Genomic DNA, 15144 nt, shown 5'->3' on the forward strand with positions numbered 1-15144 from the left:
TGCCGTTGGGCAGACAGTGGGAGAGCGACATGAACACCTTGCGACATACGCTGGCCCGGCCTGTCCGTACCGAACAAGCCCCCCTGGAACATCGAGACGCGCCGCCCGTATGCGCGTCACCAGCCCGCAATGGCAGCCAACGGCAACCCCTGAAGTGTGATCGACATGGGCAATCCTGCCAAAGGAGCCGGTGATGCCCATCCATCTTGCCACCAGAGCTTGTTGTTTGCTGGCAGCAGTACTGCTGACTGGCTGCATCCATCCGAGCCAGCAGTCGACGCCTCATGCGCCAGCCACCCAGGCGTCGAGCAGCGAGCTTTCCTCCGTCGACGCTTCGCCTGGCGAAGCCGCTGCGCGCGCACGTTGCACGCGCTACTTCGAGTCGGGGCAGTGGAGCTACCGCTACGACCCAGGCATCCGCAAGAACGCCTGGACCCTGGAGCTCACGCCTACCTATTGCGGGCGACGCATCCACCAGGACGAAACCAACGCCGCCTACACGGAGCTGTACAAGCGCTACGGCAGTGACTGGCGCTGGCGCCTCGACAACGGGGGCGGCATGCGTCGTCAGTTGGTGTGCCACCTGGCCACCGCCCGCTACAAGAAAACCTGGAACCTGGAGCCTTTTCGACCCGATGTGTCTCATCGCGTATCGGTGGCTGCCGGTTGCAATCCGACGCCACGTTGACAGGCAGTTTCAGCACTGCAGCACAAGGAGTGGACCATGAACAGGTTAAAGGTTTTGATGTTTCTGGGGTGCGTAGCAGCCAGTGCGCCGGGGTTGGCACAGTGGGCGCCTGGCTCACCACGCAGCTCGCTGGAGGACGGCAACGCCACCGTAGCCGACCTCAGGTACAACTACAGCGCAGGCAACTCGCATTGCGGTGATTCAGGCAAACCGCCGTTTCTATGCAGCGGTGTCCTGATGCGCGTCACCCAGCGGCCGCAGAACCCCGGGGCATTTCGCATCTGGGACCCTAGCCCGACCTCGGCGAGAAGTGGCGGAACGTCGTTCTCCTACATACGTTACGACGCAAGGTTCAGGTCAGTGGCGTGGGGCTTCAACGACGGTCTGATCATGTATCCCCAGGACCGCAGGCCAGCGGGCAAGGACCTGCTGATGGTGCAGTGCGCCTACAGCATGGATGGCTGGAACTGGTTCAGGAACACACCCTGCGGCACCATGGTCTACGAGGGAGTTGTTTACCCACACAGCCGGCCATGCCAGAGCCAGGGCGTCACCACGCCTCAACAATGGCTCGGGATCTGGTACCAGCCCGCCAAGTACCGCCCGCTGAATCAATGCGGCTTCGACATGCGCAGGGGCGTTGCCAACAGTGCCGGTTACTTCATGCTCATGCTGCAGATGAAAAACATACTGGCCGCAGAAGGGTTCAGCGAGCAGAACGAACTTGTTGTTACGACATGGCCGGCGGGTCGTGCCAGAACCCTGCCCATCCAGGCATTCTTCTATATGCCAGTGGGTGTGCCTGCCCACTGGCCGGCAGGGGTACCGAACGGGCTGGCCGCTGCCAGGCTCAACCAGAAGGAGTTTCGGGCCGACACCGGCATCATCGTGCCCATTGTGCGGCTGACGCCACCTGCCAACATCAATGATCACTTTCGCTTCGACTTTATCGTTGCCGATCAAGCCGAAACAGGGTCGACCGGGGTCGTGCCTCCGAAACCGGTGCCAGGCCGCTGCCCGCGCTACATAGACTCGGTGAAATGGGGCGCGATCAATGGCAACCAGTGGAGCCTGGAAATCAAGCCTTCCGCCTGTACCCGCACTATCGCCGCAGACCAGACCGACCTGGCGTTCCAGGAGCTGCTGAACAAGGCCGGCAGTGACCGGCAGTGGAGCAACACCAACAGCATGCGTCGCCAGTTCGTCTGCCTGCTGACCACGTACCGAACCAAAGCATCCTGGTTCATCGAGCCGCATCGCCCTTATGTGTCCCACGAGGCGGCGGTCAAGGCCAACTGCAACCCCTAGGTTGTTGCAGGCCCGCACTTTATTGCGGCCGAGCACAGGTCGTGAGTTGTCGCTTTATTGATACCTGCTGAAACTATACAGCGTGCAGTGATCGGCCCGCTTTCACGCCAGCCACAGCCTGAACTGCTCCTTGCAGTAATCCACGAACAACTGCGCAGGCTTGGTCAGCTGCGCACGTTTGAGCCAGGCGGCCACCAGTGCCGAACCGGTCACGTCTTCGGCGATATCCACGCACACCAGTGGCTGGCCGTCATAGCTGATGGTGGAACGTGGCCGCGTCACCAGCAGTGCGAAACCGAAACCCTGGCCGACCATGCCGCGCACCATCTCGATAGAGGGCGAGCCGAACACGATGTTCGGGTTCAGGCCCAGTTCCTCGAAAATGCTCACGAAATAGGTACGGCTGGGTTGCACGTCCAGCAGGATCATCGGCTCAAGTACCAGGTCGCGCAGCGAGACCTGGGCTTGACCGGCGAAGCGATGGCCAGCAGGCAGCAGGGCGTAGGGCCTTTGCGGCGCGGTCAGCGGCTCGGTTTCGATGGTGCTGTCCAGGTCATGCTGGTAGAAGATCGCCAGGTCGAAGCGGCCGGCCGTCAGCCCCTGTACCAGCTCTTGCTGCTCGCCATCGCGCAGGCGAATTTCCACGCCCGGAAAGCGTTGGCGAAACCCGGCGATCAGCCGCGGCAGATAGAGTGGGGCGACGGTTTCGAAACAGCCGATGTCGATCTGCCCACTCACCACGTCGTTGTCCGCCAGGGCGTTCTGCTCGAACTCATGGGCCATGCGCAGCAGTTCCTGAGCCTTGCGGTAGAACCGCGCACCGCCCGGGGTCAGTGAAACCCCCTGGGCATGATGCCGAATCAGCAACTGTACGCCGAACCCGTCTTCGAGCCCCTTGATGGCCGTGGATATCGATGGCTGTGCGATGTACAGCTTGCGCGAGGCTTCGGCCACGCTGCCGCATTCGACCGTGGTGACGAAATATCTAAGCTGACGCAGGGTATAGGACGCCACGCAAACACCTCAGGTTGTAGTTTTTGCCTACCTTACCGCGTGCTGGCCTTGCGTGCCCCGCAGGTTGCAGCGGATTTTGCGGGGCACAGAGCATATTTTTCCTTCGCTGGCGAGTACGCGGCCCCTGACCATTGATCGGCTGGCTGGCACCTACCACGTCCAGGGGCCTCGAAAAACTGCAGGGCCCGCATTTGTCGGACCACGACCTGAGGTGACCGCCATGGCTATCGATCCACGCCCGCAGGATGACCCCCTGTGGAAGGACCCGCTCAACGACCCGCGACGCGAACACGACCCGGTGACTGACCCGAACGTGCGTGGCGACGACGATCGCCGCGAACACCCTAACGACGTCGAGGGCATTCCCGACACCAACCCGTCAGTGCCCGAACCTGACGAGCCGACGCCACTGTCGGATGAACGACGCTGAACCTGTACTGGAGGACGCCAAGCATGATTCATGACCCGCGCAACCGCGAGCCCGTTGCTGAAGACCAGCCACAACCGCTGCCGCAAACCTGGAAACGCCCGGACGATGGCAAGAGCCTGCCTGAACGCGATGTGGAGGTGCCGTTGCAGGATGCCGGACGCCCGGACGAAGGAGGGCAGGAGCAGAGCAATACACCCGAACCTCACAAGGAAAACCCCTACAGCCCTGACTTCAAGCCACAACGTGAGCGCAAGCCGCGCACTGATGCCGATATCGATACCGATGGTGGCTAGCAGGCGATTTTGTGCTGCGATGATTTTAACGAACCGTTGAAAATTAAACTTTATGTTGATATTTTCTCGGTTCGTTTTTTCTTGTGGTGCGCTCGATGGCCCTCGATACAACCCCTGAACGCCAGCTGGTGCTGGGCGTACTGCACGCAACGGTGCAGATGCTTGGCACTGTGCTGGGACGCACCACCGAGGTGGTCCTGCACGACCTGACCCGGCCGGAACATTCGGTGATTGCCATTGCCAACGGGCATGTCAGTGGGCGTCAGATCGGCAGCCCGGTACTGGCCGGGCCTCGTGAAGACCAGGGGTTCAATGCGGTGCTGCAGGCCCTGCGCGACAAGGGCAGCCATACCCCGGTGGTGGTGGGCAACTACCCGAGCCTGGGCCGCGACGGCAAGACCCTGCGCAGTGCCACTGCGGTGTTCCGCGACGCCTTGGGCGAGCCCTATGCCAGCCTGTGCGTGAACACCGACTTCAGTGGCATCGCCGCCGCCCAGGCGTGCCTGGAACAGCTGCTGCCCGGCACCGGGGCAGCCCCCGGCGAGCCCACCGAGAACCAACCCGACCTCGAGCAGTTGATGGCGCAGATCATCGATGCCGCCCTGCACGACGCACGCAGCCAGGGCCGGCGTATCGCCAAGGCGCAGAAGCTCGAGGCGGTGCGCCAGATGCACGATGGCGGACTGTTCATCGTCAAGGGCGCCGTCGAGAAAGCTGCCGCCGCACTCGGGGTGACACGCTACACCATCTACAACTACCTCGATGAAATCCGCAACCGCTGAGCAAGCGTTGAAATTCAATCGATCGTCGAACTGGCCTGACCTGGAGCCTGGTATGTCCCTGCATCTCGAAACCCCTTTGGTACCTTCGCGCCCGCTCAGCCTGGCCAGCGGCCAGGACGTGTGGCTCAAGCTCGACGCCCTGCAGCCCTGTGGCTCGTTCAAGCTGCGTGGCGTGGGCCTGGCTTGCCAGGCCTATGCCAGGCAAGGCAAGCGCCGCTTCGTGTCCTCGTCGGGGGGCAACGCCGGTATTGCGGTGGCCTATGCGGGCCGCTGCCTGGGCTTGCCGGTGACCGTGGTGGTGCCGCAAACCACCACCGAGCGCGCCAGGCAGCTGATTCGCCAGGAGGACGCCGAGGTCATCGTGCACGGCAGCGCCTGGCACGAGGCCAATGCCTATGCGCAATCTCTGCTCACCGACGACGCGGCCTTCATCCACCCCTTCGACGATCCGCTGCTATGGCAAGGCCATGCCAGCCTGATCGACGAGGTGGTCATCAGTGGGTTCAAGCCCGATGCGATCATGCTCTCGGTGGGCGGGGGCGGCCTGTTGGCCGGGGTGTGCGAGGGGTTGGCGCGTAACGACTGGGCTGACGTGCCGGTATTTGCCGTGGAGACCGACGGCGCCGCCTCGCTGGCTGCAGCGATGGCCAGCAAGGCCCCGACGGCCCTGCCCGCAGTGACCAGCGTGGCGACCTCGCTGGGGGCCAAGCAGGTATGCCAGCAGGCCTTCGAACTCAGCCAGCAACGGCCGATTCACAGCCATGTGGTGACTGACGCTCAGGCGCTGGATGCCTGCGAACGTTTTCTGCTCGACCACCGTATCCTGGTGGAGCCGGCCTGTGGTGCAGCGCTGGCGCTGGCCTATGCACCGCGTGAGGCACTCAAGGCATATCAGTCGGTGCTGGTGGTGGTGTGCGGCGGGGTGACGGCCACCCACGAACAGATCCGCGAGTGGCGCGCCAGTTGCTGAAGCGGGTCAGTCCGACGCCAGCTCGAATACCTGCCAGCGTACCGAACTGACGCCTTTCTCAAGGCTCACCCGGCTGGCCAGGTGCTCGAGCTGCGAGGGCGCCTGCGGGTCGCCCATCAACTCGGCCCGCACCTCCAGCTTGGCCGGGTTGGGCAGGTCTTCACTGTGCAGCGATTGCAGGCGCAGGCCGCTGCTGCCAAAGCTGTGCAGCATCAGGCTGCGTACCTGGATCTCGTCTTCGGCGCGGCATACGATGCGCACCTCGTAACGCTGCTCGGCCTCGCTGGCCGGTAACACATCCTGCTGGTTCAGCCGCTGGGCGATGTCACGCAGCAGGATGTTGGCGCATAGCACCATCAGGCTGCCCAGGCTCGCCTCAAGCAGTAACCCCAGGCTGCACAGCACACCGACGGCGGCGGTACACCACAGCGTGGCAGCGGTGTTCAGGCCGCGCACGTTCATGCCGTCGCGCATGATTACGCCGCCGCCCAGAAAACCGATGCCCGACACCACATAGGCCGCCACCCGCGAAGCGTCGGCCGGGAGCATGCCCGGTACGGCCTGGGTCACCAGCACGAACAGGCAGGCGCCGGTGCTCACCAGCGCATTGGTGCGCAGCCCGGTGAGGCGCTGACGCAGTTGACGTTCAGCGCCGATCAGCGCCCCCAGTACCAGCGCGACAGCCACGCGCAGCAAGAATACTTTCCAATCCATGAACCACCTCAAGGCACCGGCAGACAGCCGGCGTCAGCGCACTTGTGCGCGTAAAGATTTTGGGGATGGCAACGGGTACGAGCAGCCGACACACCTTGTCACGATGAGGGGCGTCAAGCGGGGAGGGGAAATGAAGATGCGTCATCCCGCCAGGGATGCGGATCGCCACTGACCACCGTGTTCGGCGAGCAGTGGCAGAAGGGTCTGCTGGACTAGCTCGCCGGCTGTACCTGTCGCAATCGACTAGGGCAACTGTCCAATGCAGGACTCCTGTGCAGGCTTGCAAAAATGCGGGCGAGAACGTAACGCCATGGTGCGAGCCGGTCAAGGCTTTTGTTGCAAGTGAATGAGTGTGCCAGCCTGGGCAGAGGGTTCAGCACGCGTAACTTTCACTCGATGTGCCCAGTGTTGCCATACACGTTTCATGCCTTGCAACTGGCAATATTACCAGTCTGAAAACACAGGTGCTCAGCATGAACTTGTTTAACTAGCAACTTGACCGGGAGGGCAGTGATCTTACACTCTGAATGCCACGCTGCCAGATAAAGGGCATCCTCATGAACCTCCATTTTTCGCGCCCCCTTATTGCTTTCACGCTTTTCGTGATAATGATTGTGCTCTCGCTGGTCATCATCCTTTTCATGAATAAGTCCACAACGCCTCCTCCTGCACCACAGGGTATTTCAGTGTTGCATTTGTACAAGAAAAACAGCGGGGGATGCACTATCCAGATGACCGTCGGCATGCATCGCTTTGCCAACAATGATTGCGACAATGACGAGATGTATAACTTCGCCGTTGAAAACCCTCGGGATGGCGTAAGGTTCGGCATTTACAATGCCGGGCACTGCAATTCGGATGAGTCCTATTCGCACTATAAAATCGTCAATCCGATCTATGGTCAGATGACTGCAAAAATAAGTGTTTCAAAGGCCCATTATGTCGCTATTGGCCAGGAGGTAACCCGGGGCATCATCTCCGAGGGCTTCAAGGATGGGAAGCTGGAGGGCAAGGTGTCCTGCGTCTATGTATCAGCCGATGGATAAAGCCCACTCCCGGCAACCCGTTCCACTCAACCGCAGGAAGGGACATCATGGCCCACGTTACAGACACTGCAGTTGCAACCTTGAGTTATTTTCTGATCGAGGCAGATGCGTTCAGAGGGCAACAGAATGCCAAAGCACATCTGTTCGCGAATGGTCGTCAAAAATCAAAAGTGATCATAACCTTACAAGCCCGTAACTCGTATGGCGAAGTGGTACTGTTACCGGTTGGCGGCCTCGAGATAATTCCGTACATCACCGCGCCCGGGGGGTGGGTTTCTGGGACGCAGCCGCCCGAAACCGGGATACTGCCTTATGATGAAGGCACCGTCAGAAGTGGCAAGACTTCAAAAAAAAAACATACTGACAGCAATGACTATCAGACCTTTGTACGCTACCTGCATTTGGACCCCAGTGTTGATGCGCGCACGGTGTTCAAGTTTGCAGCCAGGATCAGAGTGCAAAGCAGAGTCTGGACGACCAACAATCTTGATGTCCCGTATGGTGGCCAAGGCGAAGGAGGGCGTTTCAATAGCAGCGTTCAGATAGAGGCTGTAGAACCAACGCAATACAGGGTAGGGCACGGGTTGGTCGTATCCAGGCCTGTGGTGGTGTTCCAGGGCGCCTCCTCAGAGGCCGGAGGGCGTGCGGCACGTGTCGAAAATACCTACGTTACATTGCAGAACCCACGAACCGCCAATGTCGTGAAGATCCACAGCATGCAACAACCCGCCTATGGATCGTCGCTCCACTTGAACAAGGCAACCTGCATCGGAGCCCCCAACAGCACGGCATCGACCCCCACAATCGTGGGCTCAACCGAAATGATGATGGCCTACTACGACCTTCTCAGCCCCCTGAGATCACCGCGTGACGCAATCTGTATTGCGGTGGGCATGATCGCCTACTTCAACGTCGTTCTGAAGAGACTCCAGCAAAGCTACACCTACGGCATGGATGTCTATGGCAACCGCTTCGATCTGTCGGTGCACCTGCATTCCGAAGACCCGAATGCAAGCAACCAGGCACCCTGGGGGTATACCTTGACCGTTGAAGGGGTGCCTCCCCGATCATTCGAGGCGCTTGCATCTTCGCGAGCTGCGCCACCATTGGGGAGTTGGCTGTCGCAGATACGTATGAGACTAGGCTCGCCAACGGGACACCTTTACCCGAATCTGCGCCAGCAGGTGGAAGTTGTAGTGGAAATACAGCCACGCACCAATCAGGACGTCTCCCAGCAAGAGCTCGACAGCGTGTGCCTGCTGCTACGCAACGATGACGGTACCTACACTGCGCTGCAGTGCGAGGATAACGGGCAAGCCCAATGGTTCTACAGGACGGTACGCAACGCCTACGACTACTACCCAGGCACGTCAGCACAGGCCAGCGCGCATGCAGCTTCAGAGGGCGAAGCACTTGCCGTCTACACCCGCCGGTTCTACGTGCATTCCCGTGCCCTTGTGGGCACCAATGTCACCCTTTGGGCGGGCATCACCCGCATACAGGGCGCTGAAGAGTACTTTTACGTCACGGACGGCAGCGAAACCAGTTTCGACGAGCACGTCGATATCAGCACAAAGCCCATCCCTGTGTTCGGCCTTGACGACTACAGCTTTGAGCGGGAACTGGTAGGCGGTGAGGGAAATTCCGATCTTTTCATCTGGGAATATGTGCTGAGCACCTGGGTGGCCTTGCGTGCCGTGGAACCTACGGGTTTCGGGATGATCCAGTGGGCCGTGCGTTCGCCCAGTGACACCCGGGCCTCCCACGTCGGCTACGCCGCCCCGGGCCACAGCGAGGTGTCCTACAACCCTCTGATCGAGCTGGGCGACGACTTCAGGCCAGTGCCCAGCGTGTCAAGGATACGCCCGCAGAGCGTCGTTGTGGTACTTCAGGGGGGCAACAACATACCGTTTCATAGCCAGTCCTCCCGAGAGCAAGGTGGCCCGCGCCCGCTGTTGTTCGTTGACGCGTATGGCAACGACCACACCTTGATGATCCATTACGCCGATACCTCTGCGTCCGGCTCACGCAGCCTGCGGCTGTCGCTGGCAACGAGTGCCGAAAGCCGGAGCGCCACGGATGACGAGGCCTGACGACGTTACCCGGCGCCTGCGCGCCGGCGCGCTCTACACCCAGGCGAGTAATTTTCTGAGCCATGTAAGCACCGGCGTGGACCCCAGAACCAGCCAGTTCACGCTGGCTTGCGAGCTGCCGGCACTGCACGCCAACCACCTTGCCGGGCCGGTCATTCAACCTGCGCTGCATTTCAGCCCACTGGGCTCGCACACCGACAGCGGGTATGGCCTCGGCTGGACGCTCGGGTTGTCCATGCTTGATTTCAATACCGGTCAGCTACGGATCAATTCGGGCGACACGTTCAAGTTCGATAGCGACCGTTCGGATTTGAGCAAGGGCGGGCAACTGGTGTTCGAAGACCAGAAGCTGTGTTCGTTCAAGGTGTTCACCGTTGACGACAGGGCTCGCTGCTTTCGCATCGACTACAAGGATGGCGTCTGCGAGTACCTCGAGGTCCAGGACAACAGCGGCATGGCCATGCTCAAGCAGATCGTTTCTGCCCAGGGGCGCCGCGCGTACCTTGAATGGCTTGCAGGCAGTGGCCCCTACCTGCTGTGGACCATCCGCGACGAGCAGCGTCTGTTGCTGGACGTCCAGCATGATAGGGATGAAACCCGCTTCGTGATGTTTCCGGGTTCTGACAGCACCACAGTCGTCACGCTGCTGCGAAGTGACCGGCTCAATGAGCTGATCCTGCCTGATGGCGGCAACCGCTGGGCCTTCACCTATTGGCAGGATCCGCAAAGCCGATTGCTGTTCCCGAGCAAGGTGCTGGGGCCGCTGGGCAGCACGGACGAAGTCGATTACGCCACGGGGAACAATGGGCTTCGGCTGCCACAGGGCGCGCCGCTGACCGCTTTGCCCAGGGTGTCCACGCATCGGCACGACCCCGGTGCGGCCCAGCCGGTGGCCTACACCACCTACGCCCTGATCGGCTCGAACAACTGCTTTGGCTACGGGGGTGTCTCGGCAGGTGAATGGGCAGACGGCAAGGACAACCTCTATCTTCTGCCACGTTATGACTATGGATGCCTGCAAACCCTGCACGACGAACAGGGGCGCAAGGTGCAAAGTGTCGAATACACCTGGAATCACTATCACCTGCAGACGCAGAAGTTGACCGTGCGCGGCGAGTGCAGGGTTTGCCAGCAGAGCGTGTACGCAGACGACCCTGCGGTGGGTTGGGACGACCAGCCGGCCTGGTGTCAGCTGCCGATTGCCCGCATTACCCGCTATGAAACCGGCAACCGGTTCAGGGAGGAACGCGACACGTGCGAATACGATGCCTATGGCAATGTACTGAACCAGCGATTCGCCGATGGGCGCAGCGAAAGCCGCGAATACTATCCGCTGGGTGGCGCGCAGGGCTGCCCGGATGACGGGGGAAGGTTCGTGCGCTGGCTCAAGCGCTTCACCACTACTGCCCCGGCACCCGATGCACGGTCAGCGGGTCATGTGGCGCACACCGACTATGCCTACGTCAGGCTGCACAAGCGCCAGGCAGAGGATCGACAGCACCTGGTGCTGGACAGCGAAGTGGCTCGGGAAGCGATTGATAGCGGGGAAGTTGAAACGGCCAGAATCCTGCAGCGTGTCGAGCAGGCAGCAGACAGCCCGTTCCATGGCCTACCGATATCCAGTGTCACGCTCTACAACGGCTACGCCGCCACCACGAATTTCCTGCGCACCTTCGAAGGCCCGTTGCTGTGCGAAACCCAGCAACGGATCAGCCATGACCACCTGGTAATCAGCTCATCGACCCTGCGCCACGTGCTGACGGGCCTGACCATCGAAGAACGCAACGAACACGGTACCGTGACCCGTTTTGACCACGACGCACTGGGCCGCACCATACGCCGCATAGAAAGCGCGAACACGCCGTATGCGACCAGCACCCGCTGTACCTACCAGCTGGTTGGCCTGCAGCGTGATCGAACGGTGTACGTCGAGCAGACCGACAGCAACGGCCAGCGCCTGCGTGTGGAGCTGGATGGTCAGGGACGCCCGGTGCGCGAACTGCTCGAGTTTCTGGACAGCCCCGGCGCCCCCTTGCGTGAAGTACGCCGAGTGACCTACGACGTACAGGGCAATGTCACCAGTGAGACCTCGCAGGACTGGGCGGCCGCCCAGAACACCCCGTTTTGTAGCAGTACGGTGCTCACCGCCTACGATGACTGGGGCTCCGTATGCCGGGTGCAGCATGCCGACGGCACGGTGGACCATACAAAGCATGACCCCATCCAGCGTACCCAAGTGTCCTGGCAGCAGAGCGCCACCGGGGAGCAAGGGCCTCGCACCACGCTGTACCTGAATGCACGCGGCAGCGTCGAACGTGTCGAGCTGCATGAGCCAGAGGGTGGCCCGTTGTTGCGCCGTGAACGCTGGACACTGGATGCGCTGCAGCGTCCGGTAGCCCATACGATAGAGACGCCCGATGGCGAGCAGCGCACCACGTCCACCGTCTACGACCGTGACGGGCGGGTCGCGCAGCGTACCCTGCAAGACCACAGCCGCGTGAAATGGAGCTTCGCCCCCCACAGCGATGGCGATGCCATTGCAACCCTTTCGCTATGCACCGCGACCCGCGAGACGCTGCTGCTCAAGCAGACGTTCGATGGCCTGGATCGCCCCCTGACGCGCGATTGCGGTGGGCAGCAGGAAACCCTGGCGTATGTGTCGGGGCAGATTCCTCCCGAAGCACTCACACGCTCCAACGGCAGTGTCACGCACTTCGGCTATGAACCCGAGCTGGATTATCAGCTCAAGCGCATCGCGCGGCCGAGCGAAAACAGTGAAAGTACCTTCACCTACAGCCCGCCCCACGGTCGCCTTACCCGGGCCACCGGCGGGCTGGGGCAGATAGCTTGGGATTTCACCGCCTCGGGTGTGACCAGTGCCGAGCACTGGCACCATGCAGGCCAGCCCCATACCTGCGGCTGGCAGTATTCGTTGAACGGTCGCGTGCTGTCGTTTGCCGATGTACACGGCCAGATGACTTACTGCACCTACGATGCCGTGGGGCGTATCAGTGGCCAGCACTGCGGCCCGCTGGCCTTGCAACTGGGCTACGACGCATTCGGTCGGTTGGCGCAGACCCTCACCACCGACGGCCAGCACGGCCAGTCACAGCAGCAGACCCTGACCTACGACCTCCTGGGCCGTGAGTACACCCGGACATGGGTGTGCCATGGTATCTCGAGTATGCAGCGCTTTCGCCAGCGCTTGAGCTGGACCCAGCAGGATCAGTTAGCGACACGCACGTGGGAATCGCTGGAGGCGGAGCAGGCTACCTTGTTGAGCGAAGAGCACTACCGCTACGACGTGCGCAATCGCCTGGTCGAAGCCACCACGCAAGGGCCTCATCTGGTCACCGACCCCCGCACCGGGCAGCGCATTCGTCGCCAGACGTTCTGTTTCAATGCGCTCGACGGTTATGAACAGATCGACACCGAGTACGAGAATGGTCAATGCAACCACATGAGGTTCGCCTACGACAGCGATGTGGCTGCAGATCGTCCGGTTCAGATCACCCACAGCTGGCCGCAGGCACTGGTCATCGACCTTGAATACGACGCCGCTGGTCAACTGACAAGGGAGCGACATGACGGACAACTGTGGCGGGCATTGTACTGGGACAGCCAGGGGCACCTGACGCGCCGCGAGGACCGCACCAGTACCTGCGACTATGCGTATGACCCGCTGGGCCGCCTGGTCGAGACCCGCGTCAATGGCACCATGAGTCAGCGTTTTTATGACGGCCAGCGTATGGTCAACGAGCAGAGCGACCAGGGCTGGTTGACCTTGATGCGTGCCGGCAGCACCGTGTTCGCCCAGACCCTGCTGAGCCAGGCGGTGCGCACGGTTGTGATCAGCGCCAGCGATGGGCAAGGCAGCGTGCGGGTTGAAACCGGCGATAGCAGTTGCTTTGTGGGTTACAGCGCACACGGTCTGGACAACGGCACCGCGCAAAGCCGGGTGGGCTACGCCGGTGAAGTGCGCGAAACCGACAGTCTGTTGTACATGCCCGGCAGCAACCGCCCTTACGACCCGTGCCTGTTCATGTTCCTCAGCCCCGACAGTGCAAGCCCCGATGGTGCGGGCGGCTTGAACCGCTATGCGTATTGCAGCGGCGACCCGGTCAACCGCGTTGACCCGGACGGGCATGCGTGGTGGAACTGGGTCGTGGCTGGTATCGGACTGGTGATGGGGGCGATTGCAGTGGTCGTGACTGCCGGCACCGCAGCGCCTGCGGTAGGTGCGGCGTACACAGCTTTGCTCGGTGCCGGTGCGAGTACTGCAGGTGCTGCGGCAGGCGCTGTCGCGGCGGTGGCCACCACATCCATTGCAGGAGCCGTATCGGTGGCAGCGGTAGCGGTGGAAGCCATTGCCCTGGGTAGCGGAGCTGCGTCGATGGCGCTTGAGGCCAGTGGCAACGAAAAGGCTGCGGGCATTCTGGGCTGGATATCGTTCGGAACAGGCCTGGCTTCGTTAGGTATGTCGATTGGGTCGTCTGCGCCAAAAGTTGCCGCGAAGGCCAATCGCCTAGTGGGTGGCCTGCGCAATGGTCAACTGCTGAAAAGAAGCGCTTCGAAGTTTTCCAGCCTGCCGACTGTGACCACGCAACCCCTGAGTTCGGCACCGAAGGGGGCCTGGAAAAGCTTTTCGACGGGGCAGGATAAAATCATCTTCGGTAGCAACCGCCCCGTTGCAGGAAAAAACTTCAATACGCCCCTGAATTATTTCCGCCGTAGAACGAGTGTGAATGCCGTTCCACGGGAGATCTTGATTTTTTCGGGCTCTCACGGCGCACCCGATGGAGCCAACTGGGCCAGTAATGGCATCCGCAGATCAACCTTGATCAATTCAGATTTTTTCCTATCGGATACGGCGACCCATGGTGGCGCAGTGGGAGGAAGAGTGAGGGTAGTCGACCTCAAGGGAATGACGGAGGTGGAGTTTGGCCGCTACCTGAACAATAACGATAGCCATGTGATTCTCGGCTTTTGCTTTGGAATAAATGATCAGGCATTGAGGTTCTACAAGAACCTGGCACCGGTGACGAGTTACGTACCGTAGGGTATTGGGTATGGAAAACTAGGTACGTAACGGCAAATAGGGCAACAGGCGTTGGGTTTCACTGCGCACCACCGCATAGCATTCACAACTCAGTCGTTCCAGCTGCGGCCGATCGAGCACCTTGATGTGCCCGCGGCTGTACTCGATCACCCCCAGGCGCTGCAACTTGCCGGCCGCATCGGTGACGCCTTCGCGGCGCACGCCCAGCATGTTGGCGATCAGCTCCTGGGTCATGTTCAGCTCGTTACCGGTCAGGCGGTCCAGCGACAGCAGCAGCCAGCGGCACAACTGCTGATCGATCGAGTGGTGGCGATTGCACACGGCGGTCTGTGCCATCTGGGTGATCAGCGACTGGGTGTAGCGCAACATCAGCAGCAACAGCTCGCCATGGCGGTCGAACTCGTCCTTGAGCCGCTGGCCCGGCAAGCGCCAGGCAAGCCCGGCACTTTGCACCACGGCACGGTTGGAGGTGCTTTCGCCGCCCATGAACACCGCAATGCCCACCAGCCCCTCATTGCCCACCACGCAGATCTCCGCCGAGGCGCCGTTTTCCATGACGTACAGCAGCGAAACGATGGCATCGGTGGGAAAGTACACATGCGTCAGCCTGTCGCCCGGCTCGTAGATCACCTTGCCCAGCGGCAAGGCAACCTGCTCAAGGTGCGGCAGCAGCCGCTCGCGTACCGGGTCGGGCAGGGCGGCGAGCAGATGGTTCTGCCCGCTGGCTGGATCATGGGACATGGGGCC

At 61.3% G+C, this 15144-nt stretch carries 12 protein-coding genes; 9 read left to right on the forward strand and 3 right to left on the reverse strand.

Going from position 1 to position 15144, the window contains the following annotated elements; genetic code table 11:
* Positions 1-193: 193 nt before the first annotated feature.
* Together QMX96_RS02135 and QMX96_RS02140 are read left to right on the forward strand one after the other, a co-directional pair.
* Positions 194-688 carry a DUF2599 domain-containing protein gene (locus QMX96_RS02135; RefSeq protein WP_282361003.1) on the forward strand — a complete coding sequence of 165 codons (495 nt, stop codon included), beginning with the start codon at positions 194-196 and terminating at the stop codon, positions 686-688.
* A 36-nt stretch (positions 689-724) separates the two neighbouring features.
* A complete protein-coding gene (locus tag QMX96_RS02140; protein ID WP_123752679.1) occupies positions 725-1996 on the forward strand; it encodes a DUF2599 domain-containing protein in 1272 nt (423 codons plus the stop codon).
* A gap of 102 nt (positions 1997-2098) precedes the next feature.
* Here the strand turns inward: QMX96_RS02140 and QMX96_RS02145 are convergent, their stop codons facing one another.
* Positions 2099-3010, reverse strand: coding sequence for a LysR substrate-binding domain-containing protein (locus tag QMX96_RS02145; protein ID WP_043862783.1), 912 nt, complete (start codon positions 3008-3010; stop codon positions 2099-2101).
* Between the two features lie 220 nt (positions 3011-3230).
* Between QMX96_RS02145 and QMX96_RS02150 the strand changes: the two genes are divergently transcribed.
* The 4 genes from QMX96_RS02150 to QMX96_RS02165 all read left to right on the forward strand — a co-directional run bounded on the left by QMX96_RS02150 (position 3231) and on the right by QMX96_RS02165 (position 5485).
* Positions 3231-3440: a hypothetical protein gene (locus tag QMX96_RS02150; protein WP_043862784.1), complete on the forward strand. Its 210-nt coding sequence runs from the start codon at positions 3231-3233 to the stop codon at positions 3438-3440.
* A gap of 23 nt (positions 3441-3463) precedes the next feature.
* Positions 3464-3733 carry a hypothetical protein gene (locus tag QMX96_RS02155; RefSeq protein WP_043862785.1) on the forward strand — a complete coding sequence of 90 codons (270 nt, stop codon included), beginning with the start codon at positions 3464-3466 and terminating at the stop codon, positions 3731-3733.
* A gap of 95 nt (positions 3734-3828) precedes the next feature.
* The gene (locus QMX96_RS02160; RefSeq protein WP_054914513.1) at positions 3829-4515 is read left to right on the forward strand and encodes a PAS domain-containing protein; all 687 of its coding nucleotides are present in this window, start codon (positions 3829-3831) and stop codon (positions 4513-4515) included.
* 52 nt (positions 4516-4567) lie between these two features.
* Entirely contained in the window at positions 4568-5485 is a 918-nt protein-coding gene (locus QMX96_RS02165) for a pyridoxal-phosphate dependent enzyme (protein ID WP_282361011.1), read from the forward strand.
* Positions 5486-5491: 6 nt separating this feature from the next.
* Here QMX96_RS02165 and QMX96_RS02170 read toward each other — a convergent pair whose 3' ends face one another.
* Complete coding sequence (locus tag QMX96_RS02170) at positions 5492-6199, reverse strand: MgtC/SapB family protein (RefSeq protein WP_043862787.1); 708 nt, start codon at positions 6197-6199, stop codon at positions 5492-5494.
* Between the two features lie 557 nt (positions 6200-6756).
* Between QMX96_RS02170 and QMX96_RS02175 the strand changes: the two genes are divergently transcribed.
* Genes QMX96_RS02175 through QMX96_RS02185 form a run of 3 tightly spaced genes read left to right on the forward strand, consistent with a single transcriptional unit; the run spans position 6757 to position 14397 of the window.
* A complete protein-coding gene (locus QMX96_RS02175) occupies positions 6757-7245 on the forward strand; it encodes a hypothetical protein (protein WP_152644121.1) in 489 nt (162 codons plus the stop codon).
* A 47-nt stretch (positions 7246-7292) separates the two neighbouring features.
* A complete protein-coding gene (locus QMX96_RS02180) occupies positions 7293-9338 on the forward strand; it encodes a hypothetical protein (RefSeq protein WP_282361022.1) in 2046 nt (681 codons plus the stop codon).
* Positions 9325-14397: an RHS repeat-associated core domain-containing protein gene (locus QMX96_RS02185; RefSeq protein ID WP_282361024.1), complete on the forward strand. Its 5073-nt coding sequence runs from the start codon at positions 9325-9327 to the stop codon at positions 14395-14397. Before QMX96_RS02180 ends, QMX96_RS02185 begins: the two co-directional genes overlap by 14 nt.
* Before the next feature lie 18 nt (positions 14398-14415).
* On the opposite strand, the gene QMX96_RS02190 is transcribed toward QMX96_RS02185, so the two are convergent.
* The gene (locus QMX96_RS02190; RefSeq protein WP_043862791.1) at positions 14416-15138 is read right to left on the reverse strand and encodes a Crp/Fnr family transcriptional regulator; all 723 of its coding nucleotides are present in this window, start codon (positions 15136-15138) and stop codon (positions 14416-14418) included.
* Positions 15139-15144: the final 6 nt, after the last annotated feature.

The sequence above is a fragment of the Pseudomonas sp. PS01300 genome, assembly GCF_029960155.1.
GTDB lineage: Bacteria > Pseudomonadota > Gammaproteobacteria > Pseudomonadales > Pseudomonadaceae > Aquipseudomonas > Aquipseudomonas palmensis.